This window comes from Streptomyces daliensis (genome assembly GCF_054782395.1).
In genome coordinates, this window is the sequence record NZ_BAAGSO010000082.1 from 1 (window position 1) to 25,853 (window position 25,853).

At 71.1% G+C, this 25,853-nt stretch carries 24 protein-coding genes and 1 pseudogene; 11 read left to right on the forward strand and 14 right to left on the reverse strand.

The genetic code is table 11. The features are described from left to right. Positions 1 to 144: 144 nt before the first annotated feature. From ACYVOO_RS18360 to hutU, 3 genes are all read right to left on the reverse strand, one after another. The gene (locus ACYVOO_RS18360) at positions 145 to 1,503 is read right to left on the reverse strand and encodes a formimidoylglutamate deiminase (protein ID WP_461016710.1); all 1,359 of its coding nucleotides are present in this window, start codon (positions 1,501 to 1,503) and stop codon (positions 145 to 147) included. Continuing rightward, a complete protein-coding gene (locus tag ACYVOO_RS18365) occupies positions 1,494 to 2,708 on the reverse strand; it encodes an allantoate amidohydrolase (protein WP_461016711.1) in 1,215 nt (404 codons plus the stop codon). Before ACYVOO_RS18365 ends, ACYVOO_RS18360 begins: the two co-directional genes overlap by 10 nt. Positions 2,709 to 3,694: 986 nt before the next feature. After that, positions 3,695 to 5,371 carry a urocanate hydratase gene (gene hutU, locus ACYVOO_RS18370; protein ID WP_461016712.1) on the reverse strand — a complete coding sequence of 559 codons (1,677 nt, stop codon included), beginning with the start codon at positions 5,369 to 5,371 and terminating at the stop codon, positions 3,695 to 3,697. 145 nt (positions 5,372 to 5,516) lie between these two features. Here hutU and ACYVOO_RS18375 point away from each other — a divergent pair, with 145 nt between their 5' ends. After that, the gene (locus tag ACYVOO_RS18375; RefSeq protein WP_461016713.1) at positions 5,517 to 6,929 is read left to right on the forward strand and encodes a type III PLP-dependent enzyme domain-containing protein; all 1,413 of its coding nucleotides are present in this window, start codon (positions 5,517 to 5,519) and stop codon (positions 6,927 to 6,929) included. A 34-nt stretch (positions 6,930 to 6,963) separates the two neighbouring features. Here the strand turns inward: ACYVOO_RS18375 and ACYVOO_RS18380 are convergent, their stop codons facing one another. The 3 genes from ACYVOO_RS18380 to ACYVOO_RS18390 form a co-directional block, all read right to left on the reverse strand. Beyond that, positions 6,964 to 7,350 (reverse strand): cupin domain-containing protein, encoded by a 387-nt coding sequence (locus tag ACYVOO_RS18380; RefSeq protein WP_461016714.1) that lies wholly within the window; start codon positions 7,348 to 7,350, stop codon positions 6,964 to 6,966. Between the two features lie 153 nt (positions 7,351 to 7,503). Next, the gene (locus ACYVOO_RS18385) at positions 7,504 to 7,959 is read right to left on the reverse strand and encodes a MarR family winged helix-turn-helix transcriptional regulator (protein ID WP_461016715.1); all 456 of its coding nucleotides are present in this window, start codon (positions 7,957 to 7,959) and stop codon (positions 7,504 to 7,506) included. A gap of 125 nt (positions 7,960 to 8,084) precedes the next feature. Beyond that, entirely contained in the window at positions 8,085 to 9,221 is a 1,137-nt protein-coding gene (locus tag ACYVOO_RS18390) for a 5-methyltetrahydropteroyltriglutamate--homocysteine S-methyltransferase (protein WP_461016716.1), read from the reverse strand. Positions 9,222 to 9,390: 169 nt separating this feature from the next. Here ACYVOO_RS18390 and ACYVOO_RS18395 point away from each other — a divergent pair, with 169 nt between their 5' ends. From ACYVOO_RS18395 to ACYVOO_RS18405, 3 genes are read left to right on the forward strand one after another with little or no spacing between them, the layout of a single operon-like run. After that, a complete protein-coding gene (locus tag ACYVOO_RS18395; protein WP_461016717.1) occupies positions 9,391 to 10,764 on the forward strand; it encodes an APC family permease in 1,374 nt (457 codons plus the stop codon). Positions 10,765 to 10,824: 60 nt separating this feature from the next. Beyond that, positions 10,825 to 11,304, forward strand: coding sequence for a VOC family protein (locus ACYVOO_RS18400; RefSeq protein ID WP_461016718.1), 480 nt, complete (start codon positions 10,825 to 10,827; stop codon positions 11,302 to 11,304). Between the two features lie 40 nt (positions 11,305 to 11,344). Next, positions 11,345 to 12,067 (forward strand): maleylpyruvate isomerase family mycothiol-dependent enzyme, encoded by a 723-nt coding sequence (locus tag ACYVOO_RS18405; protein WP_461016719.1) that lies wholly within the window; start codon positions 11,345 to 11,347, stop codon positions 12,065 to 12,067. A gap of 55 nt (positions 12,068 to 12,122) precedes the next feature. Here the strand turns inward: ACYVOO_RS18405 and ACYVOO_RS18410 are convergent, their stop codons facing one another. Then, positions 12,123 to 12,989, reverse strand: coding sequence for a MurR/RpiR family transcriptional regulator (locus ACYVOO_RS18410; RefSeq protein ID WP_453350766.1), 867 nt, complete (start codon positions 12,987 to 12,989; stop codon positions 12,123 to 12,125). 423 nt (positions 12,990 to 13,412) lie between these two features. Here ACYVOO_RS18410 and ACYVOO_RS18415 point away from each other — a divergent pair, with 423 nt between their 5' ends. Beyond that, positions 13,413 to 14,867 (forward strand): purine-cytosine permease family protein, encoded by a 1,455-nt coding sequence (locus tag ACYVOO_RS18415; RefSeq protein ID WP_461016720.1) that lies wholly within the window; start codon positions 13,413 to 13,415, stop codon positions 14,865 to 14,867. Positions 14,868 to 14,878: 11 nt separating this feature from the next. Beyond that, entirely contained in the window at positions 14,879 to 15,328 is a 450-nt protein-coding gene (locus ACYVOO_RS18420) for a hypothetical protein (protein WP_461016721.1), read from the forward strand. Positions 15,329 to 15,384: 56 nt separating this feature from the next. Here the strand turns inward: ACYVOO_RS18420 and ACYVOO_RS18425 are convergent. The 5 genes and pseudogenes from ACYVOO_RS18425 to ACYVOO_RS18445 form a co-directional block, all read right to left on the reverse strand. Next, positions 15,385 to 15,828 (reverse strand): annotated as a pseudogene (locus tag ACYVOO_RS18425) (FAD-dependent oxidoreductase); the annotation flags it as partial. 405 nt (positions 15,829 to 16,233) lie between these two features. Further along, the gene (locus tag ACYVOO_RS18430; protein ID WP_461016722.1) at positions 16,234 to 16,497 is read right to left on the reverse strand and encodes a DUF397 domain-containing protein; all 264 of its coding nucleotides are present in this window, start codon (positions 16,495 to 16,497) and stop codon (positions 16,234 to 16,236) included. Further along, positions 16,430 to 17,284, reverse strand: a complete 855-nt coding sequence (locus tag ACYVOO_RS18435; RefSeq protein ID WP_461016723.1) for a helix-turn-helix domain-containing protein — start codon at positions 17,282 to 17,284, stop codon at positions 16,430 to 16,432. Before ACYVOO_RS18435 ends, ACYVOO_RS18430 begins: the two co-directional genes overlap by 68 nt. 7 nt (positions 17,285 to 17,291) lie before the next feature. Next, the gene (locus ACYVOO_RS18440; protein WP_461016724.1) at positions 17,292 to 17,816 is read right to left on the reverse strand and encodes a DUF6879 family protein; all 525 of its coding nucleotides are present in this window, start codon (positions 17,814 to 17,816) and stop codon (positions 17,292 to 17,294) included. Continuing rightward, positions 17,788 to 18,195: a hypothetical protein gene (locus tag ACYVOO_RS18445; protein ID WP_461016725.1), complete on the reverse strand. Its 408-nt coding sequence runs from the start codon at positions 18,193 to 18,195 to the stop codon at positions 17,788 to 17,790. The genes ACYVOO_RS18440 and ACYVOO_RS18445 overlap by 29 nt, the downstream gene beginning before the upstream one ends. Positions 18,196 to 18,447: 252 nt before the next feature. Between ACYVOO_RS18445 and ACYVOO_RS18450 the strand changes: the two genes are divergently transcribed. From ACYVOO_RS18450 to ACYVOO_RS18460, 3 genes are all read left to right on the forward strand, one after another. Continuing rightward, a complete protein-coding gene (locus tag ACYVOO_RS18450; protein ID WP_461016726.1) occupies positions 18,448 to 18,864 on the forward strand; it encodes an ATP-binding protein in 417 nt (138 codons plus the stop codon). 131 nt (positions 18,865 to 18,995) lie between these two features. Beyond that, the gene (locus ACYVOO_RS18455; protein WP_461016727.1) at positions 18,996 to 19,889 is read left to right on the forward strand and encodes a radical SAM/SPASM domain-containing protein; all 894 of its coding nucleotides are present in this window, start codon (positions 18,996 to 18,998) and stop codon (positions 19,887 to 19,889) included. A gap of 5 nt (positions 19,890 to 19,894) precedes the next feature. Next, positions 19,895 to 20,713 (forward strand): protein kinase family protein, encoded by an 819-nt coding sequence (locus ACYVOO_RS18460; protein ID WP_461016728.1) that lies wholly within the window; start codon positions 19,895 to 19,897, stop codon positions 20,711 to 20,713. 159 nt (positions 20,714 to 20,872) lie between these two features. On the opposite strand, the gene ACYVOO_RS18465 is transcribed toward ACYVOO_RS18460, so the two are convergent. Beyond that, positions 20,873 to 21,223, reverse strand: a complete 351-nt coding sequence (locus ACYVOO_RS18465; RefSeq protein ID WP_461016729.1) for an SH3 domain-containing protein — start codon at positions 21,221 to 21,223, stop codon at positions 20,873 to 20,875. Positions 21,224 to 21,575: 352 nt separating this feature from the next. Further along, the gene (locus ACYVOO_RS18470; RefSeq protein WP_461016730.1) at positions 21,576 to 22,982 is read right to left on the reverse strand and encodes a cystathionine beta-synthase; all 1,407 of its coding nucleotides are present in this window, start codon (positions 22,980 to 22,982) and stop codon (positions 21,576 to 21,578) included. Between the two features lie 241 nt (positions 22,983 to 23,223). Here ACYVOO_RS18470 and ACYVOO_RS18475 point away from each other — a divergent pair, with 241 nt between their 5' ends. Together ACYVOO_RS18475 and ACYVOO_RS18480 are read left to right on the forward strand one after the other, a co-directional pair. Beyond that, on the forward strand, positions 23,224 to 24,327 hold the full coding sequence (locus ACYVOO_RS18475; RefSeq protein ID WP_461016757.1) for an SGNH/GDSL hydrolase family protein: 1,104 nt from the start codon (positions 23,224 to 23,226) through the stop codon (positions 24,325 to 24,327). Between the two features lie 243 nt (positions 24,328 to 24,570). Then, complete coding sequence (locus tag ACYVOO_RS18480; RefSeq protein WP_461016731.1) at positions 24,571 to 25,791, forward strand: acetyl-CoA C-acetyltransferase; 1,221 nt, start codon at positions 24,571 to 24,573, stop codon at positions 25,789 to 25,791. The last annotated feature ends 62 nt before the right edge of the window (positions 25,792 to 25,853 follow it).

Here is a 25,853-nt window from a genome sequence, read left to right on the forward strand (position 1 = left end):
TGTTGTGGGCAGGCGTTCCGCATGGCGAGGGGGCACCTCCCAGCGGTAGCTGGGGGAGGGTGGGCACAACCCGTGCCACCGGGCCGCAGCACGCGAACGAAACCCCAAAGGGGCACCCCGGGAAGGCGCACCCCTGCGAAGGGGCTACCGTTCCAGGGCCTCGGACAGGGCCTTTGCCGGGTCAGGGACGGAGGTGTGGGTGCCGTCGCGGACCACGTGGCGGCCTCCCACGACCGTGTGCCGCACATCCGCACCGGTCGCCGCGAACACCACCGCCTCCGCGGCCATTCGCGAAGGCGGCCCCACCGTCCGTACGGAATCGAGCGCCACCGTCGTGAAGTCGGCCAGCGACCCGGCCTCCAGCCGCCCCGCCTCGGGCCACCCGAGCGCCGCATGCCCGTCCTCCGTCGCCGCACGCAGCAACTGCGCCGCGGTCCAGTGCCCCCGCGTACGCGACCGCAGCCGCTCGTTCAGCTCCATGCCCCGCGCCTCCTCGAAGAGGTCGATCACGGCGTGGCTGTCGCTGCCCAGCGAGAGCGCCGTGCCCGCGCGTTCCAGTTCGGGCGCGGGGCCGATGCCGTCGGCGAGGTCGCGTTCCGTCGTCGGGCACATGCACACGCCCGTCGAGGAGCCGCCGAGGCGGCGGATGTCGCCGTCGGTGAGGTGGGTGGCGTGGATCGCGGTCGTGCGGGGGCCGAGGACGCCGTGCTCTGCCAGCAGTTCGGTGGGGGTGCGGCCGTGTGCCTCCTGGCAGGCGTCGTTCTCGGCGGTCTGCTCGGACAGGTGGACGTGCAGCGGCGCCTCCCGCGCGTCGGCCCACTTCACGACGGTGTCCAGTTCGCGCGCGGGCACGGCCCGTACGGAGTGGATCGCCGCGCCCACCCGGGCCGTCGCGGGGTCGGCGGGTGTGAGCGCCGAGGCCCGTTCGGCCCACTCCTCGGCCGTGCCGTCGGAGAAGCGGAGCTGCGGCCTGCCGGGCGGCGCGCCGCGCCCCTTGGTGCCGAAGCCGGAGGCGAGGTAGGCGGTGTCGAGGAGCGTGACGCGGATGCCCGCTTCGGCGGCTGCCGCGAGCAGCGCGTGGCCCATGGCGTTGGGGTCGTCGTAGCGTGCGCCGCCGGGCGCGTGGTGCAGGTAGTGGAACTCTCCGACGCAGGTCACGCCCGCGAGGGCCATCTCCGCGTACGTGGCGCGCGCGAGCGCGTAGTAGGAGTCGGGCGTGATCCGGGACGCGACCTGGTACATCACCTCCCGCCACGTCCAGAACGTGCCGGAGCCCACCTGCACGGCGCCGCGCAGCGCGCGGTGGAACGCGTGCGAGTGGGCGTTGGCCAGCCCCGGCACGGTCAGTCCGCGCAGCACTTCGGCGCCCTGCGGCGGCGAGGTGACGCCGGTTCGCACGTCGGCGATCCGTCCCCCGTCGGCGCTGTCCGTCGTCTCGATGGCGACGCCCGGCTCCACGGTGCCGTTGAGCCAGGCGTATTCGCACCAGTACGTCAGTCGCACGCGAGCCCTTCCAGTACGTCGGCGAGTGCGGTCACCCCGGCCACGCAGTCGTTTTCCGCCGCGAACTCGGCGGGCGAGTGCGAGACGCCGGTGGGGTTGCGCACGTACAGCATGGCGGTCGGGACCGAAGCGGACAAAATACCCGCGTCGTGTCCCGCGCCCGTCGGCAGGACGGGCGCGCCGCCCAGTTGTGCGGCGAGCCGGTCCCGCAGGCCGTGGGCGAACTCCACGACGGGGGTGAACGACTCCCGTTCGACGCGGACGTCCACGCCGTCGCGCAGTCCGCGCTCGCCCGCCGCCTTCTCGATCTCGGCGACGACGGCGGCGAGGGTCTCCTCGTCGGCCGCGCGGGAGTCGAGCCAGCCGCGCACGAGGGAGGGGATGGCGTTGACGCCGTTGGGTTCGACGGAGACCTTCCCGAAGGTGGCCAGGGCTCCGGCGAGCCGCGCCTTCTCGCGCGCCGCGAGCACGGTTCCGGCGTACGTCAGCATCGGGTCGCGGCGGTCCTCGATACGGGTGGTGCCCGCGTGGTTGGCCTCGCCCGCGAAGTCGAACCGCCAGCGCCCGTGCGGCCAGATGGCGGAGGCGACGCCGACGGGCTGGTCCCGCTCCGCGTCGGCCAGCGCCCTGCCCTGCTCGATGTGCAGCTCGACGAACGCGCCGATGCGGGCGAGGCGCTCGGGGTCGGGGCCGATCGCGTCGGGGTCGTGGCCCGCCGCCTCCATGGCGCGGGCCAGGGTGATTCCGTCGGCGTCGCGCAGCGCGTGCGCCTTCTCGCGGCTGAGCTGTCCCGCGCTGAGCCGCGAGCCGACACAGGCCATCCCGAAGCGCGCACCCTCCTCGTCGCCGAAGTTGACGACGGCGACGGGCCGGGTGACGCGCGGGCCACGGATGCCACGGGTGTCCTCGCGGGCGCGCAGCAGATCCAGCGCGGCGAAGGAGGACACGACGCCGAGGGGGCCGTCGAAGGCGCCGCCGTCGGGCACGGAGTCGAGGTGCGACCCGGTGACGACGGCGTCCCCTGCGGCGGGGTCGCCGAGCCAGGCCCACTGGTTTCCGTTGCGGTCCACCTCGTAGGCGAGCCCCCTGGCTGTGGCCTGCGCCCTGAACCAGTCCCGGCACTCGGCGTCGGCGCCGCTCCACGCGTATCGCCGGTAACCACCACTGCGCGCGTCCCGCCCGACGGGCGCGAGCTCGCGCCACATGGCGAGGAAGCTTGGCGGGGCTGACGCCCCGGACCGGCCCGAGGCGGCACCCGGCGCCGACGCCGCGCCCCCGCCGGCGGGGGCTCCGCCCGGAGCGGACCCGGCCCCTCCCGGGGAGTCTGCGTGCACCGAGGAGCCGGAGCCTGGGGCCGCGCCAGACGCTTCCCCGGAGGCGAACGCCCCGCCGGAGACGGTCCCCGCGCCCGGGCGCGACGCCCCGCCCGAGGCGGGCACTCTCCCTGCGGGAGCTCCACTCGGAGCGGGCCCGCCCCCTCGCGGGGTGTCCGCGTGCACCGAGGAGCCGGAGCCCGGCTCCGTGCCCGCGCCGGACGCCCCAGGCCCAACAGGGGCAGGCTCCGCACCCGGGACGGACGGCCCTTCGCCGGGCACCCCGCCGGATGCGGACTCCGTGCCCGGGGCGGACGTCGCACCCGGAGCAGTCGCCCCGTCAGCAGACGCCCCACCAGGGGCGAGCCCCGCGCCCGAGGCGGACGGCCCTTCGCCGGGCACCCCGCCGGGTACGGAACCCGCACACGGAACGGACTCCGTGCCCGGGGCGGACGTCGCACCCGGAGCAGTCGCCCCGTCAGCAGACGCCCCACCAGGAGCAAGCCCCGCGCCCGGGACGGACGGCCCTTCGCCGGGCACCCCGCCGGATGCGGACTCCGTGCCCGGGGCGGACGTCGCACCCGGAGCAGTCGCCCCGTCAGCAGACGCCCCACCAGGAGCAAGCCTCGCGCCCGAGGCGGACGGCCCTTCGCCGGGCACCCCGCCGGGGACGGGCCCCGCACACGGAACCGGCGCCCTGCCCGAGGCAGACGGCCCTTCGGCAGGCGTCCCACCAGGGACGGACGCCGTACCCGGAGCGGTCAGCCCGTCAGCAGACGCTCCGCTGGGGACGGGTCCCGTACCCGAAGACGGTGCCGCGCCCGCGCCCGGTGCGTTCGCGCGGCGGGGCAGGGCGTGTTCGGGGAAGGCGGGGTCGGTCACGAGCCCTCCCGCATGGGGATGCGGACTTCGCGGGCCGAGGCGACCGTCTCGGCCCGTTCGTAGCCCGCGTCGACGTGCCGGATCACGCCCATGCCGGGGTCGTTCGTCAGGACGCGGCGCAGCTTCTCGCCCGCGAGGGGCGTGCCGTCGGCCACCGTGACCTGGCCCGCGTGGATCGAGCGGCCCATTCCGACGCCGCCGCCGTGGTGGATGGAGACCCAGGACGCGCCGGAGGCGACGTTGACCATGGCGTTCAGCAGGGGCCAGTCGGCGATGGCGTCGGAGCCGTCGAGCATGGACTCGGTCTCGCGGTAGGGCGAGGCGACGGAGCCGCAGTCGAGGTGGTCGCGGCCCAGGACCAGGGGCGCGGAGATCTCGCCGCTGGCGACCATGTCGTTGAAGCGCTCGCCCGCGCGGTCCCGTTCGCCGTAGCCGAGCCAGCAGATGCGCGCGGGCAGCCCCTGGAAGTGGACGCGCTCCTGGGCCATGGTGATCCAGCGCCGCAGGGACTCGTTCTCGGGGAAGAGGTCCAGGATGGCCCGGTCGGTGGCCGCGATGTCCTTCGGGTCGCCGGAGAGCGCGGCCCAGCGGAAGGGGCCCTTGCCCTCGCAGAAGAGGGGCCGGATGTAGGCGGGCACGAAGCCGGGGAAGGCGAAGGCGCGCTCGTAGCCGGCGAGCTGGGCCTCGCCGCGGATCGAGTTGCCGTAGTCGAAGACCTCGGCGCCCGCGTCCATGAAGCCGACCATGGCCTCCACGTGCCGGGCCATGGACTCGCGGGCGCGCGTGGTGAAGTCGGTGGGCTTCTCGGCCGCGTACGAGGCCATCTCGTCGAAGCCGATGCCGACGGGCAGGTAGGACAGCGGGTCGTGGGCCGAGGTCTGGTCGGTCACGATGTCGATGGGGGCGCCCTCGGCCAGCATGCGCGGGAGCACCTCAGCCGCGTTGCCGAGCAGCCCGATGGAGAGGGGGCGGCGTGCGTCGCGGGCCTCCGTCGCCAACTGGAGGGCGTGGGCGAGGGAGTCGGCGCGTACGTCGAGGTAGCCGTGCTCGATGCGGCGGTCGATGCGGGAGGGGTCGCACTCGACGCAGATGGCGACGCCGTCGTTCATGGTGACCGCGAGCGGCTGCGCTCCGCCCATGCCGCCGAGCCCGGCGGTCAGTGTGATGGTTCCGGCGAGGGTGCCGCCGCTGTGCTTGTTCTTAGAAGCGAGTTTGGCGGCGACGGCGGCGAAGGTCTCGTAGGTGCCCTGGAGGATGCCCTGGGTGCCGATGTAGATCCAGGAACCGGCCGTCATCTGGCCGTACATGGTGAGCCCCAGCGCGTCGAGCCGCCGGAACTCGTCCCAGTTGGCCCAGTCGCCCACGAGGTTGGAGTTGGCCAGGAGCACGCGCGGCGCCCACTCGTGCGTACGCATGACGCCGACGGGACGCCCGGACTGGACGAGCATCGTCTCGTCGTCGGCGAGGGTCTCCAGGGTGCGGAGCATCGCGTCGAACGAGCGCCAGTCGCGTGCCGCCTTCCCGGTGCCGCCGTAGACGACGAGCTTGTCCGGGTGTTCGGCGACCTCCGGGTCGAGGTTGTTCTGGAGCATCCGCAGAGCGGCTTCCTGCTGCCACCCCCGGGCGCTGAGCTGGCCGCCGCGCGGCGCCCGCACGGGTCGCGGTCCTGACATGGCCCCTGCCTCCTGTCCTGCCGGTTCTGCCTGTGTGCCCAGGCGCACCGGAACGCATTCATCTATTCACACACCTTACTTGCTGAATACTTTCAGTCAACGACCACTCTGGGAAGACCCCCGCGCCACGTGCTTGTGTGGCGTCATGGATCACGCACAAGGCCCCGCCCCGGAAACGGCCCCCGCTCCGGCCTCCGCCCTGTCCCCCGCGGCCCGCCGCGACCTCGCCGTCCGCGCCGCCGTGGAGAGCGGCCTGCTCTGCGACGAGCGGGCGCCGCTGGCCGCGCTGCTCGACGTCGCATCCGTACGGCAGGCCGCCAGGGACCTGCGGACCGCCTTCGACGAGGTGGCCGCCGAAGGGCAGCCCGTGCTGCACACGTTCGCCGTCAAGGCCGCGTCCCTCGTGCCGGTGCTGCGGCTGCTCGCGGACGAGGGCATCGGGTGCGAGGTGGCCAGCCCCGGCGAACTGGCGCTGGCCCGCGCCGCGGGCGTACCGGCCGCGCACACCGTCCTCGACTCGCCCGCCAAGACCCGCGCCGAGCTGCGCGAGGCCCTCGGCCTGGGCATCGCCCTCAACGCCGACAACCCGCAGGAGCTGGCCCGCCTCGAAGCCCTGGTCGGCCCGGACGGGCCGGGCATCCCGGGCGCGGGCGCGCCGCTCGGGCTGCGCGTCAACCCGCAGCTGGGCGGCGGCGCCATCGACGCGATGAGCACGGCGACCGCCACCTCCAAGTTCGGGGTCGCGCTCCAGGACCCCGGCGCGCGGGAGTGGGTCGTACGCGCCTACCTCGACCGCCCCTGGCTGACCCGGCTGCACTCGCACACCGGCTCCCAGGGCATCCCGCTGGAGCTGATGGCGCAGGGCGCGCGGGCCACGTACGAGCTGGCCGAGGAGATCAACGCGGCGGCCGGACGCCAGCAGATCGACACCCTCGACCTGGGCGGCGGCCTCCCCGTCAACTTCGCCTCCGACGAGATCACGCCCGCCTTCTCCGACTACGCGCGGCTCCTGGCCCGCACCGTGCCCGGACTCTTCGACGGGCGCTACGGGCTGGTCACCGAGTTCGGCCGCTCGCTGCTGGCCAAGGCGGGCACGGTGCTCTCGCGCGTCGAGTACACGAAGTCGTCCGGCGGGCGGCACATCGCCGTCACCCACGCGGGGACGCAGGTCGCCGTGCGCACCGTCTTCACGCCCGACGCCTGGCCGCTGCGCGTCGCCGCCTACGACGCCAAGGGCATCCCGCGCACCACGGAGCCCACGGTCCAGGACGTCGCCGGACCCTGCTGCTTCGCGGGCGACCTGGTGGCACGGGGCCGCGAACTGCCGCTGCTCTCCGAGGGCGACCACGTGGCCCTGCTCGACACGGGTGCGTACTACTTCTCCAACCCCTTCGGCTACAACTCCCTCCCCCGGCCCGGCGTCTACGGCTTCACCGTGGACGGGGAGGGCGGGGAGGACGGCGAGGGCGGGGTCGGGTTCGCCACGGTGCGGGAGCCGCAGACGCCGGAGAGCATCGTCACGGAGTCGGGCGGCGCCCACCGCGACGCGCTCAGGTGACGCGCCCATCCAGCGCGGGCGGGAGGGCGCGCCCTCAGTTCCCGTACTGGCGCGTCTCGGGGCGCTCCACCAGCAGCGTGTGCGCGGGGCTCTCCGCGACGGGGCGGTGCCGCACGCCGCGCGGCACGACGAACATCTCCCCCGCACGCAGTGTCACCGGCTCCCGCCCCTCCAGCTCGACGCGGAAGGTGCCGTCCCAGCACAGGAACAGCTCGTCCTCGTCGTGGTGGTGCCAGGGAAAGGCGCCGTCGAGCCTGGCCACCCGCACCACCGTGCCGTTGACCGTGGCCAGGTCGCGCGGCTGCCAGGGCCCGGGGAGCGCGGCCACGGCCTCCGGGACGGAGACCGCCCGCCCGTCGCCCTCGCCGCGTGCTTCCGCCATCGCTTCGTCCATCGCTTCCGCTTCGTCTCGCGTCGTCATGCGCCCATCCTCGGAGCACGCGCGGGCCCGCGGTAGAGCCGCTGCGGCAATGCGGCAGAACCGGTGGTTCCCGGGGTGCGGGCCCCGTCGTCACGGTGCGACGGCGCCGCCCCCGCCAGCCGCCCGGGGGGCGGGGGCGGGGGCCGGGGCCCGTCACTGGTGCCAGGCGGTGCCGCCCACGTTGTGGATCATGCGCTGGAGGACCTTGAGCGTACGCACGTACTCCTCCTCCGGGATCCCGTCGTGCACCCGGGCCAGCGCGCCGCCCACCCGCTCGGCGCACGCGTCGTACGTCTTCTCGCCCAGCGGGGTCAGCCGCAGCCGCTCCTCCTCGTCCTGGGTGGCCAGGCCACGCGCGATGACCGTGTCGATCTCGGGCTGGAGCGCGCCGCCCACGTCCAGGTAGCCCTGGAGGACGTCGGTGACCTCCTGGCGCGTACGGCCGTCCTCCGTGCCGTGGAGCTGACCCAGCACCCACCAGCGCGGCTGGGTCATGTCCACCTCGGCCAGTTGCGCCCTGATGTGGGTGACGACCGCCTTGTGCGCGGCCCAGCTCCAGTAGCCGATCGGCTGCCTGGCCAGTCCCGCGTCGTCGTGTGAGAACTCCATGGCTCTGCCCCTCTCTCGTGGCCCGGCCCCCGAACGGGTCCTTGTGGCCGAGGATCATGAACTTAGGAGTTCAACCGAACTTGAAGTCAAGCCCGGCAGGTGCGAAGCCGGTCCCGGCGGCCCGGTCACGCGCCGCCCCACACCTCCTCGGCCGTCTCCACGATCAGCCGCAGCTTGGCGAACTGGTCCTCGGCCGAGAGCTTGTTGCCCTCCAGCGTCGAGGAGAAGCCGCACTGCGGGGACAGGCACAACTGGTCCAGGTCCACATAGCGGGCCGCCTCGTCGATACGGCGCTTGAGCGCGTCCTTGGACTCCAGCTCCGGGCTCTTCGTCGTGACCAGCCCGAGGACGACCTGCTTGCCCTTGGGCACATAGCGCAGGGGCTCGAAGCCGCCGGAGCGCTCGTCGTCGTACTCCAGGAAGAAGCCGTCCACCTCCAGGCCACCGAACAGGGCCTCGGCGACGAAGTCGTACGAGCCCGAGGCGACCCAAGACGACGCGAAGTTGCCCCGGCACATGTGGGTGGTCACCCGCAGATCGTCGGGGCGGCCCGCCAGGGAGCGGTTGATGTTGGCGATGTACGTCTCGTGCTGGTGCTCGGGGTCGCCCCCTATCCCGGCGACGTGACGGCGCTGCTCCGGGTCGTTCAGGTAGGCGAGGCTGGTGTCGTCGAGCTGGAGGTAACGGCAGCCGAGGTCGTACACGCCGCGCACCTGGGCCGCGTAGGCGGCGGTCAGGTCGTCCCAGAAGCCGTCCATGTCCGGGTACAGCTCGGCGTCGATGGCGGCCCGGCCGCCCCGGTAGTGGACCATGCTCGGCGACGGGATGGTCAGCTTCGGCGTCTGGTCCTCCGCGACCGCGTCCCGGAGGAAGGCGAAGGCGTCGCCGAAGATGGTCCGCTCCAGGCCGATCCGCCCGTCCACCCGTGCGGAGGGCGGGGCGAAGTCCACGTCGCCGTCCGCGTTGTGGAACCGGATCCGCAGCGACTCGTCCTCGACCTTGCTGATGCCCCCCAGCGCGTAGATGAAGTCCATGTGCCAGGAGGCACGGCGGAACTCCCCGTCGGTGGCGCCGCGCAGTCCGGCCTCGCGCTGCTGCCGTACGACGGCGCGTACGGCCTCGTCCTCGGCGGCCGTCAGCTCCGCGTCGCCGATCCGTCCGGCGGCGTGCTCCTCGCGGGCCCGCCGCAGCTCGGGCGGGCGCAACAGGCTGCCCACGTGGTCGGCCCTGAAGGGCGGGGCGCTCCTGGGTGTCGGCGGCATGGTGTCGTCCCCTTTCGTCTCCAGGGGCCCACCCTGCTCCGGAGTCCTCCAATCCTCAACCACCTGAACCGTTTCCGGAGGCGCTTGTCACGGCGGTGGGCCGTACGGGCCGCTTTGCGCAGCGCCCCCACCCCGCTAAGGATCACCGCGTCGGGGAAACCACAAGCCCATGCAGGCCACACCTCGTACCCCGGAGGACTCGGACGGCCCGGACGCCCCCGACTCCACACCGCTCAAGCGCGCGATCAGCCCCAGGCTGCTGGCGCTCTTCATCGTCGGGGACATCCTCGGCACCGGCATCTACGCCACCACGGGCAAGGTCGCGGGCAAGGTCGGCGGGGCCCTGTGGGTGCCCTTCGCCATCGGCTTCGTCGTCGCGCTGCTGACGGCCGCCTCGTACGCGGAGCTCGTCGGCAAGTACCCGAAGGCCGCGGGCGCCGCGCTCTACACCCAGCGCGCCTTCAGGATGCCCTTCCTCACCTTCATCGTCGCCTTCATGGTCATGTGCTCGGGGCTCGCCTCGGCGAGCGCCGCCGCCCGCGCCTTCGGCGGCGACTACCTGCGCGAGTTCGTCGACGTGCCGCCCACCCTCGTGGCGATCCTGTTCATCGTGCTGCTCGCGCTGCTCAACCTGCGCGGCGTCTCGGAGTCCGTGAAGACGAACGTCGTGCTCACCGTCGTCGAGGTGACCGGGCTGCTGGTGATCATCGGCATCGGCGTGTACGCCGTGCTGTCCGGGAACGGCGAGCCCGCACGGCTCACCGAGTTCCACGCGGCGGACGGCGGCACCGGCTACGCGCTGCTGACCAGCGTGCTCGGCGCCACCGCACTGGGCTTCTTCGCGTTCGTCGGGTTCGAGGACTCCGTCAACATGGCCGAGGAGACCCAGAACCCGTCCCGTACCTTCCCCCGCGCCCTGTTCCTGGGCGTCGCCGTGACCGGGACGCTCTACGTGCTCGTCGCCCTGGTCTCCTCCCTCCTCGTCGACCACCGGAAGCTGGAGGCCAGCAGCGGCCCGCTGCTGGAGGTCGTGAAGGCGGGCGGGGTGGCCTTCCCGCCCGAGCTGTTCGCGCTCATCGCCCTGTTCGCGGTCAGCAACTCGGCCCTGATCAACCTGATGATGGCCTCGCGGCTCTGCTACGGCATGGCCAACGAGGGCATCCTCCCCGGCGCCGTGGGCAAGGTGCTGCCCGCGCGCCGTACGCCCGTCGTCGGCATCGTCTTCGTCTCCCTCCTCGCCATCGGCCTCGTCTCGACGGGAGAGATCGAGGGGCTCGGCGACACCACCGCTTTCCTGCTGCTGTGCGTCTTCACGGTCGTCAACGTGGCGGTACTGGTGCTGCGGCGCGACCGCGTCGGCCACGCCCACTTCCGCACCCCGACCGCGCTGCCCGTGCTCGGCGCCGTCACCGCGCTGATCCTGGCGAGCCCGCTGGCCGACCGCGCCGCCGACGTCTACATCCGCGCCGGGGTGCTGGTCCTGATCGGCGTCGCGCTGTGGGCCGTGAACAGGTTTGCGATGCGGGCGGCGCGAGAGCGATGAGTTCCGGCTGGACGGGTGGTCAGTACGGGGGACGGCTTCCGCGACCCCGAGGAGTGCACAGTGACCACCGAAGCGACGGCCACCGAAGCGACGACCACCGGCGCAGCGCGGGAAGACAACCTGGTCGCGAGCGGCATCGTGCTCGGCAGCACAGAGCCGGACCGGCTCGTCGCCTGGTACCGGGCGGCGCTCGAACCGCTGGGCGCGCGCTGGGAGGAGCACATGCTCGTCGTCGCCGAGGGGCTGTACGTGGGCTTCGACCGCCGTGACGACGTCGCGGCGAAGACCGTCGAGCCGGGCCGCCAGCTCGTCAACTTCGGCGTCCGCGACATCCGCGCGGCCGAGGCGCACCTGAACTCGCTGCACGTGCGCTGGATCCGGCCCGTCGAGGCGGTCGGCTGGGGCTTCATGTCGACTGTGGAGGACCCGGACGGCAACTACCTCCAGTTCATCCAGGCGGACACCCGGCCCGACGGCTCCGACGGCTCCGACGGCTCGGAGTCGTCGGACCGGTCCGAGCAGCGGTCCGAGCGGGGCTGAGGCCGGGGACGGGGCCGGGGCGAGGGCGGGGAGCGCGGTGATGAGCGGGTCGCCGGATTCCGGAACGGAGCTGCTGGAGCGGGCCGTCAACTACGCGCTGTGCGCCGTGCGCCCGGTCACCGCGCGGATGCTCGGCCGCCCCACCCCGTGCCGACGGTGGGACCTGGAGTCCCTGCTGCGGCACACCGGCGATTCACTGGCGGCGCTGTACGAGGGCATCGACGCGGGGTACGTCGGCGTACCGGGCGCGGGCGCCGCGCCGAGACCGGGTCCCGGCGCGGGCCGGGACGCGGGATGTGGCGGTGGTGTTGGCGGTGGCGGCGGGCACGGGGGTCCCGCCGGTGCCGCTGGTGCCGTCGGGCCGGACGGTGGTGACGGGGCGCGGAGTGCGGGCCCGGTCGACGTGCTGCGAGCGCGTGCCACACGCGTGCTCGGCGCGTGGGCGGCGGCCGGGAGCCCGGAGGACCGCTACGTGGCCGTGGCCGACCTGCCGGTGACGGCAGCCGCCATAGCCCGTACGGGCGCGCTGGAGATCGCCGTCCACGGCTGGGACATCGCCTGCGCGACGGGCCTGCCCCGGCCCGTGCCGCCCGCGCTGGCCTCGGTACTGCTGCGTACGGCACGACAGCTCGTCCCGGCACCCGCGGCACGGCACCCGCTGTTCGGGCCCGCGATCCGGGTATCGGCGGAGGCGGACCCCAGCGACCGGCTCGTCGCGTTCCTGGGCCGGGACCCGGACTGGACACCGGAGAAAGGTTTCTGACGACGGCTCGGCGTCGCGGCGTCGCGGGGCGGCGAGCCCTCCCCTCCACGCCCCGTCACTCCATGAACAGCCCGCGCTCCGCCGCCCGCGCGTCGAACTCCTCCAGGCGCGCCTGCGCGTCAGGCAACTCGTCGGCCATGGCCTCCAGCAGCACCCGCCCCAGCAGCATGGGCGCGCACGCGGTGTCGAAGGCGAGGCCCGTGCCGACGGCCGCAGGAAGCAGCAGGTCGTCGGGGTGGGCCACGGGCGCGAAGGCGCTGTCCGCGACCGTCACCACGCTGAGCCCTGCCTCGCGGGCGCGGCCGAGCGCGGCCACCGTCTCGCGCGGGTGCCGCGGCAGCGCGAAGCACAGGAGAGCACCGGCACCGGCCCGTACGCAGGCGTCGAGCCTGTCCTCCAGCATCGACCCGCCCTCGTCCAGCAGCCGCACATCGGGGTGGACCTTGGCGGCGAAGTAGGCGAAGCCACGCGCCTGCGGGGAGGCGGCCCGCAGGCCCAGTACGGGCAGCGGGCGGGAGGCGGCGAGCAGCCGTCCGGCGCGCTCGACGGGCGCGGGGTCGGCGAGGAGGGCCGCGAGGTGGCGCAGGTTGTCGATCTCGGCCTGCACCGCCTGCTGGTACTCGTTGCCCGCCGCGTCCGCGCCGCCCGCCGCGCCGGTTCCCGTGCCCGTTCCGGCCGCCTCGGGGTCCGGCGCCGACTCCCGCAGGTGCCGGCGCAGCGCCGGGTACCCGTCGAAGCCGAGGGCGACGGCGAAGCGGGTCACCGAGGGCTGGCTCACCCCCGCGAGTTCGGCCAGCTCGACGCTGGAGAGGAACGGCGCGTCCGCGGCCCGTCGGACCATGCAGTGGGCGATGCGCCGCTGCGTCGGCGTCAGCCGGTGCCCCTCGAAGAGCTTCAGCAACCGCGCGCTGGCGCTGCTCATCCCGTCGTCTCCTTCTGTGCTCTCGTCGGCTCGACTGTACGGGGCGCGGCGCGCGCACGCCGAGCGGTGGCGCTCTCCGCCGGGGGCGGCGGCGTCCGCGCTATTCAGCGCGCTGCCGTCCGGGGCGATCCGTCAGGTACTGTCCACCATACGAGACGCCACACGCAAACCCCTCTGCCACCACGCCTTTTGCCGAGGCAACCCTTCTCTCTCGTACCGAATAGCGGGCAAGAGCAGCCGCCTTTTCGCTCCCACCCCTTGACTTTTATTCATTCACTTACGACCGTGCATGACTATATACAGCCAGGCAAGGGACAGCGGACGACCAGCTTCCGGGCCATGAGCTGACCCGAACCGATCCGACCTGACCCGACCCCGGCCCCGGCCCCGGCCCCGGCGCACGAAAGGCAGGACCCCACCCCCATGGCCCCCTCGCTCGTCGAGCAGCACTCGATCGACGTCGTCCCGGACACGGAACGGCACGGCAGCGCCTTCAGCCAGTTCACGCTGTGGCTCGGCGCCAACCTCCAGATCACCGCCGTGGTGACCGGCGCGCTGGCGGTGGTCTTCGGCTCCGGCGCCTTCTGGGCCGTGCTCGGGCTCGCCCTCGGCAACCTCCTCGGCGGCGCCGTGATGGCCCTCCACTCGGCGCAGGGTCCCCGTCTCGGGCTGCCCCAGATGATCTCCTCGCGGGCCCAGTTCGGGGTGCGGGGCGCGATCGTGCCGCTGGTGCTGGTCATCGTGATGTACGTCGGCTTCTTCGCCAGCGGGACGGTCCTCGCCGGGCAGGCCGTCGGCGAGCTGACGCACCTCGGGGACACCACGGGCATCGTCATCTTCGCCCTAGTCACCGGCGTCACCGCCGCCGTCGGCTACCGCCTCATCCACGCACTCGGCCGCGTCGCCTCCGTCATCTGCGCCCTCGCCTTCGTCTACCTCGGCATACGGCTGCTGGAGCGCGCCGACCTCGGCACGCTCCTCGCCGACCGCACCTTCGACCTGCCCCTCTTCCTCCTCGCCATCTCCCTCTCCGCGTCCTGGCAGCTCGCCTTCGGCCCGTACGTCGCGGACTACTCCCGCTATCTGCCGCGCACCACCTCGGCCAAGGCGACGTTCTGGTGGACGCTGGGCGGCAGCGCGCTCGGCTCCCAGTGGTCGATGACGTTCGGCGCGCTCGCCGCGTCAGCCGCGGGCGGGGCCTTCGTCGGGCACGAGGTCGGCTACGTGGTCGGTCTCGGCGGCGCCGGACTGATCGCCTCCGCGCTGTACTTCGTCATCGCGCTCGGCAAGCTCACCATCAACGTGCTCAACACGTACGGCGGCTTCATGTCCCTGGTCACCAGCGTCAGCGGCTTCCGCGGGCAGGCGGCGCTGTCCTCGCGGGGGCGTGCCGCGTACATCGCGGGGATCATGGTGGCGGGCACGGTCGTCGCGCTGCTCGGCAAGGACAGCTTCCTGACGTCGTTCAAGGACTTCCTGCTGTTCCTGCTGACGTTCTTCACGCCCTGGTCGGCGATCAACCTGGTGGACTACTACCTGATCGCCAAGGAGCGCTACGACCTCCCGGCCCTGAGCGACCCGCACGGCCGCTACGGCGCCTACCGCTGGCAGGCCCTCACCGTCTACGTCATCGGCCTCGTCGCCCAGCTCCCCTTCCTTTCCACCCACTTCTTCACCGGGCCGCTGGTGGGTCCGCTGGGCGGCGCCGACGTCTCCTGGGTCGTGGGGCTCGCCGTGCCGGCGGCGCTGTACTGGCTGCTGGCGCGCCGCGACACGTCCCACGTCCCGGACCACACGATCCTGGCCCCGGAACCCGGTCCAGAACCTGCCCCGGAACGGGGGGTTAGCCCCACTGTCAGGGTGAAGGAAACGCCGTAATCTCCACACCCATGGAAGCCCGCGATCCTGAGCTGAAGCGAGAACTCGACGCTTCCTTGCAGACCCGCAAGGAACTCGGTCCCGAGTACGAGGACGAGCTGGTCGACTCCTTCCTGGAGAAGATCGAGCAGCGGCTCGACGGCGTGGTCGACAAGCGGGTGCGCCGCCAGCTCGCCGAGCAGCAGATGGTGGTGGCGCGCGGCAGCGCCCGCCCGGCGCCCGGGGCGCAGCCCCACACCTACCCCGACGGCCTCGGCGCGCGCGTCGGCCTGGCCGTCGCCTCGCTGGTCCTGGCCATCCCGCTGTCGGCGATCGCCGTGGTGAACGGGGGGCTGCCGGGGCTGCTGGTGTGCTGGGCGGGTGTGGTCGGCGTCAACGCGGTCCAGGCGAGCCGCACCTGGTTCGACTTCGGCGCCTCGTCACGCCGCCGCTCCTCGTCCGAGGGCTCGGACTGGGACTAGGACGTGTCCGGCCCGTCTTGGGGCTGCTCCGCACGTGGGACGGAGAGCTGTGACGTTCAGTTGCCGCTGTCCGTGTACATATCGATCAAGCCCTCGGCGACGTCCTCGCCATCGAGTTCGTGGAGTTCCGCACCGATGGAGCCGAACTCCACGCTGCGGGGGAACATGGCCTCCTCGTACTGGCCGAGGACGGCCTCGATGTCGTCGGGGTGTGCGGCGATGGCCTTGCCGAGTTCGGCGCCGTCGTACATGGCGCTGTTGGCGCCTTCGCCGTTCGGGGCCAGGAGGTGAGCGGCGTCGCCGAGCAGGGTCACCCCGGGCACCCGGTCCCATGTGTGCCCGAGAGGCAGGGCGAAGATGGGGCGCGGAAGCGGCGGGAGGTCGGCGTCGGTGATCAGGGCGGTGAGTTCCGGTGCCCAGCCGTCGAACTCCTGGGCGATCCGCGCGGCGGCAGCGGCGCTGTCGCTGAAGTCGATGACGTCGAACCACTCCTGCGGCTCGCGGCGAAGCGGGCCCGGGCAGTCGCCACGGAGTGGCGGGCGCGGTGCGGTGCGGTGCGGTGCGGGAAGGCGTACGGGGCGGGGACCGCCGCACCCCGGCGCTCGGCGCCAGGGGCGGGACGACGGCGGTCCCCGCCGGGACGCGCGCCGATCGGGATCAGCCGCGTCCAGGGGCGTCCATGGAGGTCCGGGAGCCGCTCCGGAGGTCCGTGACGCCGACAAACTCCAATGTGCCGGACGGGTGTTAACCACGGTTTTCCACCCCGTGACACTTCGGAACTCCTTCACCCCCGGCCGTACCCCGGCCCCCACCCGCTTCGCCCCGCACACCCGGTACGCGAACAGGTCCCGCCTGCGCACTCAGGACACATGGGGCGCCGACGGGATCCGCCCCAGGATCGAACCTCAGACCTTGGCCCCCTTGCTGAAGGCCACGAACTCCGCCCAGACGGCCGGTGTCACCGCCATGTGGCCACGCTCGCGTGCCTTCGTGTCCCGGACCAAGACCACGGAGGGGTCGTTGTCAGCAACCTCCACACAGGTTTCCGTACTGGTGTAGGAACTCGTGCGCCAATTTGGAATCATGGGGATATATTTCTCCTTAGTCACGTGCCAAGCCCTCGAAGTGCTGAATCGCAGTGAAGATGAGGTCCCGTACACCAGCTCCATATATAGCTGACTGCTTGAGGAGTGCAAACGCCTTGGCGTAAAGGTCGATCTCCCGAGGCTGCGTTACGGAGAACTCCGCCGAGTAGGTCTCAACGAGGACGAGTCTATCGTCGAACATGGAAAAGGAATTCCCGGGCCAAATGTCGAGTTGGGCAGAGCGCGGAATGAGGCCCAGGCTTAGCCGTGGGAGGTGCATAGCCGCCAACAGCCGGTCGAGCTGCCCTATCATCACCTCCGGCCCTCCAAAATTGCTGTAGAGAGCCTGCTCGCCGAGCAGCACGTTAAAGACCCTTTCACCCCGGTACAAGTACTGCTGACGCTCAAGCCGCTTGGCTACGGCGGCTTCCGTATCATTAGGAACCTCGTAGTAGTTGACGACCTGTCGGAACGTCTCCGCGGCGTACTCCGGCGTCTGAAGCGCCCCCCATACGACGGTGGGATGCCAGATGCGGAAGACCTTCGTCTTCTTATAAACGGGCAGGGCCTTGCTCTGCCTTTTCTCCATCCCGGCTTGGAACTGCCGACGCCACTCAAGCCATAGCTCATCGATGTGACGCACAGTCGCGATCAAGTCATCAACGTGATCTTGCTGCCCTGTTGCTGAACACCACGTTCTGATGTCCTCTTCGCTGGCATTCTGCTTGCCGTTCTCAAGACGCGAGACCTTCGACTCCTGCCAGCCGAGCGTACGGGCGAGCGCCCGGCCGCTTGCGAATCCCGCATCCTTCCGGAACCCGCGCAGCCGGGCGCCCAGCGCTTCTCGTGACTCTTGTGCTTGGCTGTTCACTGAACGATCAGGGCTTGTACTCGCGGTGAGGGATGGCGTCGGCCCAGAGTAGATCGCGCACGCGAATGCACTCGGCCACGATGCCAGGGTCCTCGATGATCTCCGATCCCAGGACGCGCCCCTCGGGGTCGAAATGCCCGACCGCGAGAAGACGGTCGTCGTACAGCCACCAGTCGTTGCCCTGGACGGGGAACGTGATGCCTTCGGGGAGCTGATGACGCGGGAACCATCGGATGTCCTCGCCGACCTCGATGTTGAGCTGGGTCATCGAGTGCTCCCAGGTGACGTACTGGCTGTGAGGCTCGGTAATCACCCGTACCCGGCGAACCGTCTTCCCTTCGCCGGTGACGCCCCTCATGAGCGCCATCCAAGGGTCGAGCCAGGCGTAGTCGTCAGGCTCGCCGCGCTCCCAGCGGGCATATGGCGTGTCCTCGATGGGAGACCCGTAGTCGTCCCTCAGCTCCAGGTGGAAGGCATCGCGCTCGAAGCTATTGAACAGCTCGTCACGCTGCGCGGGAGTGATCAGGTCCACTGTCTTCCTCCAGTAGGGCCGTGATCGAGGACTTGGGGACCTCGATGCAGGTCTCGTAGTCGGGCATACGCATCTGGCTCAGGGCCTCCGGGTCATGCACCTCCGGGCCTTGGAGCACGCATGTCCCTCCGTCCGTGACGATCTTGATCGGAGCGGTGAACTTCTTGATTTCGCCGCACGGCAGGTCATCCTTCGTCAGGTGCTCGAACAGTTCGGTCGGCACCTCGATGACGGTCTGACCATCCGGCACATCGAGCCGCATGAGCAAGTCGTTGGCGAAGACCTTCCAGCCTTGGATGACGTAGGTGTCCTGGTCGGTGGCGTACAGGGTGGGACTGTCTCCGGGGGTGGAGTTCTTACCAAGGAACCGTAGCTTCATGGCTGCTCTCCCGTCCGCTTGGTTGCGCAGGTTTGCGCGACACCATGATGGTCGGTGAGGTGTTCGACGCCGTCAATCGACTTGCCGCAAACTCGCGCAATCTTCTTGCGAGTTGGCCTCCAGCCCTTCTACGTTCGTCTTGCTTCTGCATGACGCCACCGGGTTGTCCGGTGGTGCTGGAGGAGAGCGCCCTGCCCTGCACGCTCGTCAGGGCTGGGCGTTCCACCACCTCAGAGGGATAACCCTGTGATCATGACCGCGCCGAGGCCGAACATGACCGGCAGCCCTGGTTACGCCCAGACCATGCCGTGTGAACCAGACTCTTCGGGCAGAGCGCGCCACTTGGTGGACACGGCGTTGAACACGTGGAGCCTGGGCCACCTCATCGAGGATGCGGTTCTGGTCACCGGTGAGTTGGTCAGTAATGCCGTTCGGCACAGCGGAAGTTCCGTCATCGTCGTCACTGTCAGCTTGCCCACGCCAGAGCGCGTTCGCGTCTCCGTCAGCGACTCGTCCATTGACCCCCCGGCTTTGCGTGTGACTGGGCGTGAGGAAGAGAGCGGACGAGGACTGATCCTCGTCCACGAGGTGGCGGATTGCTGGGGCTCGGAATTCCAGCATGCAGGCAAAGTCGTCTGGGCCGAACTGCTCATCGGGGAGTGTGCCTGATGGCCCGTTCGCGAGACGCCCCGCTTCCTGTTCGCACCGCGGGCTCATGCCGACGCGACGAGAGCCGCACGGGCCTTCGACTGCACGAAAGCCGATTTTCGCGCAACAGCTTCCGCCCGAAGGGAACAGTCATGACAGCGACCGTCGAGGAGCCGTCGGCCGAACAGCGGGCCACCGAGTTCCTGTGGCTCGACCTCACCCGCAGGTGTCAGCTCGAATGCACCCCGTGCTTCAACTCCTCCGGCCCGCAGGGCACGCACGGCACCATGACGCGCGAGGACTGGATCGCCGTCATCGGCCAGGCCGCCGAGTGCGGCGTGCGGCGCGTCCAGTTCATCGGCGGCGAGCCCACGATGCACCCGGACGCCCTGTCCCTGGCCGACCGCGCTCTCGCCCTCGGCCTGCGCGTCGAGGTCTACAGCAACCTGGTGCACATCTCGGAAGCTTGGTGGGCCCTCCTCCAGCACAAGGGCGCCTCACTGGCGACGTCGTACTACTCGAACCGACCCGACGAACACAACGCCGTTACCGGTCGCCCCAGCCACGCCCGCACCCTGGCCAACATCAAGAAGGCCATGCGACTCGACATCCCGCTGCGCGCCGGAATCGTCGCGGCCCACGGCTCTGAACGCGCTGAGGAGGCGAAACGCGAACTGGCAGAACTCGGGGTGGCGCACATCAGCATCGACCGTGTTCGCCCCTTCGGGCGAGGCGCCCAGGGCCAGGCCCCGGACCCCTCCGCCTTGTGCGGGCAGTGCGGCGACGGGCGAGCTGCGGTCGGCCCTGACGGGGGCGTGTCCCCGTGCGTCTTCTCCGCCGACTGGATGGGCGTCGGCAACGTCCGCAGCACCCCTCTCCCCGCTATCCTCGGCGGCCCCGAGCTGGCCGAGGCCCGTGCCACCGTCCGCCGTGCTGTCAGGGTGCAGCAGGCGTGGTGCCCTCCTGACAGGTGTGACCCCGGCTGCGAGCCCAATGAGGAGTGCGAGCCCGGGGTGGGCCGTTCTGAATGCGATCCAAGGAACTGAATCTGATGAAGCGGGAACTGCCCGGCCTGGAGTTCTGGGCGCTGATCCACCCGCACACGGGGGACGTTACTGAGACCCGTCCGGCGGAAAGAAGCTTCAGTTCCGACCTGACTGCCTTGGTCGAGTGCGAGAAGGGGCCCTTCTTCGTCAAGGCGATGCGCAACCGCCCCGGCGGGCGCCGGAACTCACTCGCGCGGGAAAAGCTGATCAACCCGGCCGTGCACCCGGTCTCTCCCGCCCTGCTGTGGAGCGCGGAGGACGACGACTGGCTGGCCCTCGGATTCGAGGTCGTACACGGCCGACGGGCCGACTTCACCCCGGACTCCACGGACCTTCCCGTCGTCACCGACGCCCTCGACCGGATCGGCCGCCTGCCGCTGCCTGACGTCGCGCAGGACTGGGCGGAGAACCGGTGGGACCGCTTCCTCTCGGAGAGAGAGACGGAGCTACTGCGGGGAGACTCGCTGATCCACGCGGACACCAATCCCAGCAACTTCGTGATCGGGGAGAGCCATGTATGGGTGGTGGACTGGGCCTGGCCGACCCGTGGCGCCGCTTTCATCTCCCCGGCCTGCCTCGCCGAACAGCTCATCGCATCCGGGCACACTGCCGCCGGGGCGGAAGCATGGGCCGCCCAGTGCGAAGGCTGGGCCGACGCCGACCCCGCCGCGATCGACGCGTTCGCCGTGGCCACCTGGCGCATGAACAAGTGGCGCGCCGACCGGTCCCCCGAGGAGAGCTGGCTCGGCGCCATGGTCGAGGCCGCGCGCACATGGGCCGAGCACCGAGGCGTCGCGGGAAGAGCTGCCGCCTGGCCTCAGTGAATGGATGAATGGCGACGCCCGCACTGAGACATGCCGGTTCGTGGGCATCAACCCACGCACAATAAAGGCCCGAGGTCATGTGCAGCTTTCTTGACAACGGGCCTTTATTGTTTCCTAGCGCGCCTTTACGTGGTCCAGCTCAAATACTGGACGACGGTACTAGTTGATATTGCCGCGAAGACCCTTGTAGTAGATCCAGCCCCGCTTGCCGTCGTTCGCACCGCTCTTGACCTCACCGTAGTACCAGGTGAAGGCCTTGTTCGCGCAGAACGCGTAGAAGCCCTTGCCGTTGCCTACGCGTCCCTTGACGGAGTAGTTGGTGCTAGGGCCGTTGCGGAGATTAGCGACGTTTCCGCTGCCGACGTCGACGTGCAGAAGACTGTTATTGATGTCTTGGTAGCATGCCGACGATCCGACAGCACTGGCGGCAGGAGCCGTCGCGACCATGCATCCGGCCGCAGCCGCACCGGCAATGGTGAGCGCTACCGCTCTCTTCTTGAGCTTGTTCACTTATTCCCCCATGAAATGAGCTTGAACTTTCCGCGGAGGAGAGAGTAGCAGACGATCACCAGGGGCCCCTGGCGGTACTGGTGAATTCGACATTCGAGCCATCATGGACATAGCTCTCCAGTCATCACCTTACGCAGCAGGCACTCGATGACTCGCCTCGAAATACTGAATTCTGCACCTTTCGCAAGGCGCCGACAAAAGCTGTCATCCCACGGGCACGGACCCGTGTGTTGGCCCCTTTATAGCCCTGTTTACAGCCCTGCGGCCGCCCGCCCACGCAAGACGCTCGGCTGGAAGACACCAGCCGAGCGTCCACTGATGCCGGCGCGACCACCGGAGGGACCCCGAGGGCCTACGTGGTGGTGAGCGCCTGCACGTTGCCACTGTCCGCGAGGAAGGCCAGGACATCTTGGCGGGTGACGATGCCGGTGGGCCTGCCGTCCACCAGAACCACCGCCGCGTCCCGTCCTTCCAACGCCCCTGCCACCCTCGCCACCGGCTCTCCGGAGCCGACGACGGGCAGCGGCGGGCTCATGTGCTTGTCCAGCGGATCGTTCGGTCCGGCGTGATCGGCGTACAGCGCGTGCAGCAGCACTCGCTCCTCCACGGCTCCGATCACCTCCCCGGCCATCACGTCCGGGTGCCCTGCCCCCGGCGCCACCACCGGCATCTGCGACACCCCGTACTCCCTCAGGACCTGGATCGCGTCCCCTACGGTCTCGGTGGGGTGCACGTGCACGAAGTTCGGGATTCCGTCCGTCTTCAGTGCGAGCACGTCACCGGCCGTAGGCTCTGCGACGGGCTGGTCGCTGAACCCATGCTGGCTGATCCACTCGTCGTTGAAGATCTTGCTGAGGTAGCCGCGCCCGCTGTCCGGGAGGAGCACGACGACCACGTCGTCGGGCCCGAGCCGCCTCGCCACCTCCAGCGCGCCCTGGACGGCCATGCCGCAGGAGCCGCCGACGAGCAGCCCCTCCTCCTTGGCCAGCCGCCGCGTCATCTGGAAGGAGTCCTTGTCGGAGACGGCGACGATCTCGTCGGTGACCTCGCGGTCGTACGCGTCGGGCCAGAAGTCCTCGCCGACGCCCTCGACGAGGTACGGGCGCCCGGAGCCGCCGCTGTAGACGGAGCCCTCGGGGTCGGCGCCCACGATGGTGACGCGCCCCTCGCTGACCTCCTTCAGATAGCGGCCCGTGCCCGAGATGGTGCCGCCGGTCCCGATGCCCGCGACGAAGTGGGTGATCCGGCCCGCCGTCTGCTCCCACAGCTCGGGGCCCGTCGTCTCGTAGTGGGAGCGGGGGTTGTTCGGGTTGCTGTACTGGTCGGGCTTCCAGGCGTCGGGGGTCTCCCGTACCAGGCGGTCCGACACGTTGTAGTACGAGTCAGGGTGCCCGGGGTCCACCGCTGTCGGGCAGACCACGACCTCGGCGCCGTAGGCGCGCAGCACGTTGATCTTGTCCGTCGAGACCTTGTCGGGGCAGACGAAGACGCAGCGGTAGCCCTTCTGCTGGGCGACGATCGCGAGGCCGACGCCGGTGTTGCCCGAGGTGGGCTCGATGATCACGCCGCCCGGGCGCAGTTCACCGGACTCCTCCGCGGCCTCGATCATGCGCAGCGCGATGCGGTCCTTCACGGATCCGCCGGGGTTGAAGTACTCGACCTTCGCCAGGACGGTGGCCTGGATTCCGTCGGTCACACTGTTCAGCTTGAGCAGCGGGGTGTTGCCGACAAGCTCGATCATGGACTCGTGATACTGCACCGTGATCTCCGGTCTCCGCGTGTCAGGGGGTGGCGACGTTGCTAACCCGTAGCGTCACCTTATTGCGCAACATGCGCACCCTGGCGGCGCGTTGCACGGCGGGCTGTGGCGGGCACCACAGTGTTGAGGGGCGCGAACCAGCGTGCTGACGGGGCGCGCGCACAGCGCCCACCTCCTCGACCCACAGTGCGGACGCACGGCGTCCGCGCCCAACTACCAGCCAGGAGGCGGGACCAGGAAGATGCCGATGTCGAAGGCGGCGACAGCGAGAGTGGCTCGGCGGATCGCGACCGCGGCAGCGTACGGCGGCGGCGGGATCGGCCTGCTCGGGGGCGCCACGATCGGACTGCTGGTCACGGAGGTCCAGCTCGCCAAGCGCAAGGTCGGCGGCTCCGACGACCAGCCGCCGATGGCCGACGGACTGTACGGGTCCGTCTTCGCGCGCAGCGTGACGGGGCGCCCGCTGCGGCTGGGCTTCCTGGGTGACTCCACGGCGGCAGGGCAGGGCGTCTTCCGGGCCCGGCAGACGCCGGGCGCGCTGCTGGCCTCCGCGCTGGCGGCGGTGGCGGAGCGGCCCGTCGAGCTGCGGAACGTGGCGCTGCCGGGCGCGCAGTCCGACGATCTGGAACGGCAGGTGGGCCTGCTCCTGAGCGAGCGGGACCTCTCCCACGCGCCCGACGTCTGCGTCATCATGATCGGCGCGAACGACGTCACGCACCGGATGCCGCCCGCGCGCTCTGTGCGGCTGCTGTCCGACGCGGTGGCGCGGCTGCGCACCGCCGGGTGCCAGGTGGTGGTGGGCACCTGCCCCGACCTGGGCTCGATCGAGCCCGTGGGGCAGCCGCTGCGCTGGATCGCGCGGCGGCTGAGCCGTCAACTGGCTGCTGCGCAGACGATCGCGGTGGTGGAGGAGGGGGGCCGTACGGTCTCGCTCGGCGACCTGCTGGGCCCCGAGTTCACGGCGAACCCCCGCGAGCTGTTCGGCCCCGACAACTACCACCCCTCGGCCGAGGGCTACGCGACGGCGGCGATGGCCGTCCTGCCGACGCTGTGCGCGGCGCTGGGCCTGTGGCCCACGGAGGACGAGCGTCCGGACGCGTCCCGTCGCGAGGGCATCCTGCCGGTGGCGCGGGCCGCGGCCGAGGCGGCGGCTGAGGGCGGCACGGAGGTCGCGGCGGTGCGCGGCCCCTGGGCCCTGCTGAAGCACCGCCGCAGGCGGCGGCTGCCCCCCGCCGAGGACGTCTCCCCCGCGCGCGCAGACGCCCGCGCCGATGCCCGCGCCGATGTCCCCGCCGACGCCCGCGAGGAGACCCACGAGGAGGCCGACAGACCGGGCGCGGCCTGACCCCTCCCGTCGGCCCCCCGCGAGAGGGCGCGACGGGCACGGGCCGACGGGCACGGCCTGACGGGTACGGGCCGACGGGCGCGAGGCCACGCGGGCACGCGGGCCCGCCCGCCCAAGCAAGCGCTTAGAAAAGAGTCCCGCATCACACCGTACGGCCCGTGACCCAGGCCATACGTGCGGGTAGCTTCCGGGCATGGCGGTCCCCGCCACAGCCGTGCCCACCACATCCCCTCTGGAGCCGTGATGCCCGAAGCAGTGATCGTGTCGGCCGCCCGTTCGCCGATCGGCCGTGCCTTCAAGGGGTCCCTCAAGGACGTACGCCCCGACGACCTGACCGCGGGGATCGTCCAGGCCGCACTCGCCAAGGTGCCGGAGCTGGACCCCACCCAGATCGACGACCTCATGCTGGGCTGCGGCCTGCCGGGGGGCGAGCAGGGGCACAACCTCGGCCGCGTCGTCGCCGTGCAGATGGGGATGGACCACCTCCCGGGCTGCACCATCACCCGCTACTGCTCCTCGTCGCTCCAGACGACCCGCATGGCGCTGCACGCCATCAAGGCGGGTGAGGGCGACGTCTTCATCTCGGCCGGCGTCGAGACCGTCTCGCGCTCCGTGAAGGGCTCCTCCGACGGGATGCCCGACACGCACAACCCCCTCTTCGCCGACGCGGAGGCCCGTACCGCCGCGCGCGCCGAGCAGGGCGGGGACGACTGGACGGACCCGCGCGAGAGCGGCGACGTGCCGGACGTCTACATCGCCATGGGCCAGACCGCCGAGAACCTCGCCCGGCACAAGGGCATCACGCGCCGCGAGATGGACGAGTTCGGCGTCCGCTCGCAGAACCTCGCGGAGAAGGCCATCGCCGACGGGTTCTGGGAGCGGGAGATCACCCCGGTCACCACGCCCGACGGCACCGTCGTCAGCAAGGACGACGGCCCCAGGCCCGGCGTGACGCTGGAGGGCGTCGAGGGCCTCAAGCCGGTCTTCCGCCCCGACGGCACCGTCACGGCGGGCAACTGCTGTGCGCTCAACGACGGCGCCGCCGCGCTCGTGATCATGTCGGACACCAAGGCGCGCGAGCTGGGCCTGACGCCGCTGGCGCGGATCGTGTCCACCGGCGTCTCAGGGCTCTCGCCGGAGATCATGGGCTACGGTCCCGTCGAGGCGAGCAAGCAGGCGCTGGCCCGCGCGGGCATGTCGGTCGGGGACATCGACCTGGTCGAGATCAACGAGGCGTTCGCCGCGCAGGTCATCCCGTCCTACCAGGACCTCGGCATCGACCTGGACAGGCTGAACGTCAACGGTGGCGCCATCGCCGTCGGCCACCCCTTCGGGATGACCGGCGCGCGCATCACCACCACGCTGATCAACTCGCTCCAGTGGCACGACAAGCAGTTCGGCCTGGAGACGATGTGCGTGGGCGGCGGCCAGGGCATGGCGATGGTGCTGGAGCGTCTGAGCTGAACGACGGCTCCGGTCCCGGGGCCCGCTTCCACCGCCCGGGAAAACCGCGGCCAGAACCCGTA

Excerpts from the sequence above, each read along its gene's own strand:
- ACYVOO_RS18390 (WP_461016716.1), bottom strand. The coding sequence starts at position 9,221 with ATGCCGCCGACACCCAGGAGCGCCCCGCCCTTCAGGGCCGACCACGTG.
- ACYVOO_RS18405 (WP_461016719.1), top strand. The coding sequence starts at position 11,345 with ATGAGCGGGTCGCCGGATTCCGGAACGGAGCTGCTGGAGCGGGCCGTC.
- ACYVOO_RS18365 (WP_461016711.1), bottom strand. The coding sequence starts at position 2,708 with ATGTGGCGCGAGCTCGCGCCCGTCGGGCGGGACGCGCGCAGTGGTGGT.
- ACYVOO_RS18445 (WP_461016725.1), bottom strand. The coding sequence starts at position 18,195 with ATGAAGCTACGGTTCCTTGGTAAGAACTCCACCCCCGGAGACAGTCCC.
- ACYVOO_RS18420 (WP_461016721.1), top strand. The coding sequence starts at position 14,879 with ATGGAAGCCCGCGATCCTGAGCTGAAGCGAGAACTCGACGCTTCCTTG.
- ACYVOO_RS18480 (WP_461016731.1), top strand. The coding sequence starts at position 24,571 with ATGCCCGAAGCAGTGATCGTGTCGGCCGCCCGTTCGCCGATCGGCCGT.
- ACYVOO_RS18450 (WP_461016726.1), top strand. The coding sequence starts at position 18,448 with ATGACCGCGCCGAGGCCGAACATGACCGGCAGCCCTGGTTACGCCCAG.
- ACYVOO_RS18455 (WP_461016727.1), top strand. The coding sequence starts at position 18,996 with ATGACAGCGACCGTCGAGGAGCCGTCGGCCGAACAGCGGGCCACCGAG.
- hutU (WP_461016712.1), bottom strand. The coding sequence starts at position 5,371 with ATGTCAGGACCGCGACCCGTGCGGGCGCCGCGCGGCGGCCAGCTCAGC.
- ACYVOO_RS18395 (WP_461016717.1), top strand. The coding sequence starts at position 9,391 with ATGCAGGCCACACCTCGTACCCCGGAGGACTCGGACGGCCCGGACGCC.
- ACYVOO_RS18410 (WP_453350766.1), bottom strand. The coding sequence starts at position 12,989 with ATGAGCAGCGCCAGCGCGCGGTTGCTGAAGCTCTTCGAGGGGCACCGG.
- ACYVOO_RS18475 (WP_461016757.1), top strand. The coding sequence starts at position 23,224 with ATGCCGATGTCGAAGGCGGCGACAGCGAGAGTGGCTCGGCGGATCGCG.
- ACYVOO_RS18460 (WP_461016728.1), top strand. The coding sequence starts at position 19,895 with ATGAAGCGGGAACTGCCCGGCCTGGAGTTCTGGGCGCTGATCCACCCG.
- ACYVOO_RS18380 (WP_461016714.1), bottom strand. The coding sequence starts at position 7,350 with ATGACGACGCGAGACGAAGCGGAAGCGATGGACGAAGCGATGGCGGAA.
- ACYVOO_RS18430 (WP_461016722.1), bottom strand. The coding sequence starts at position 16,497 with ATGGAGCTGGTGTACGGGACCTCATCTTCACTGCGATTCAGCACTTCG.
- ACYVOO_RS18415 (WP_461016720.1), top strand. The coding sequence starts at position 13,413 with ATGGCCCCCTCGCTCGTCGAGCAGCACTCGATCGACGTCGTCCCGGAC.
- ACYVOO_RS18385 (WP_461016715.1), bottom strand. The coding sequence starts at position 7,959 with ATGGAGTTCTCACACGACGACGCGGGACTGGCCAGGCAGCCGATCGGC.
- ACYVOO_RS18375 (WP_461016713.1), top strand. The coding sequence starts at position 5,517 with ATGGATCACGCACAAGGCCCCGCCCCGGAAACGGCCCCCGCTCCGGCC.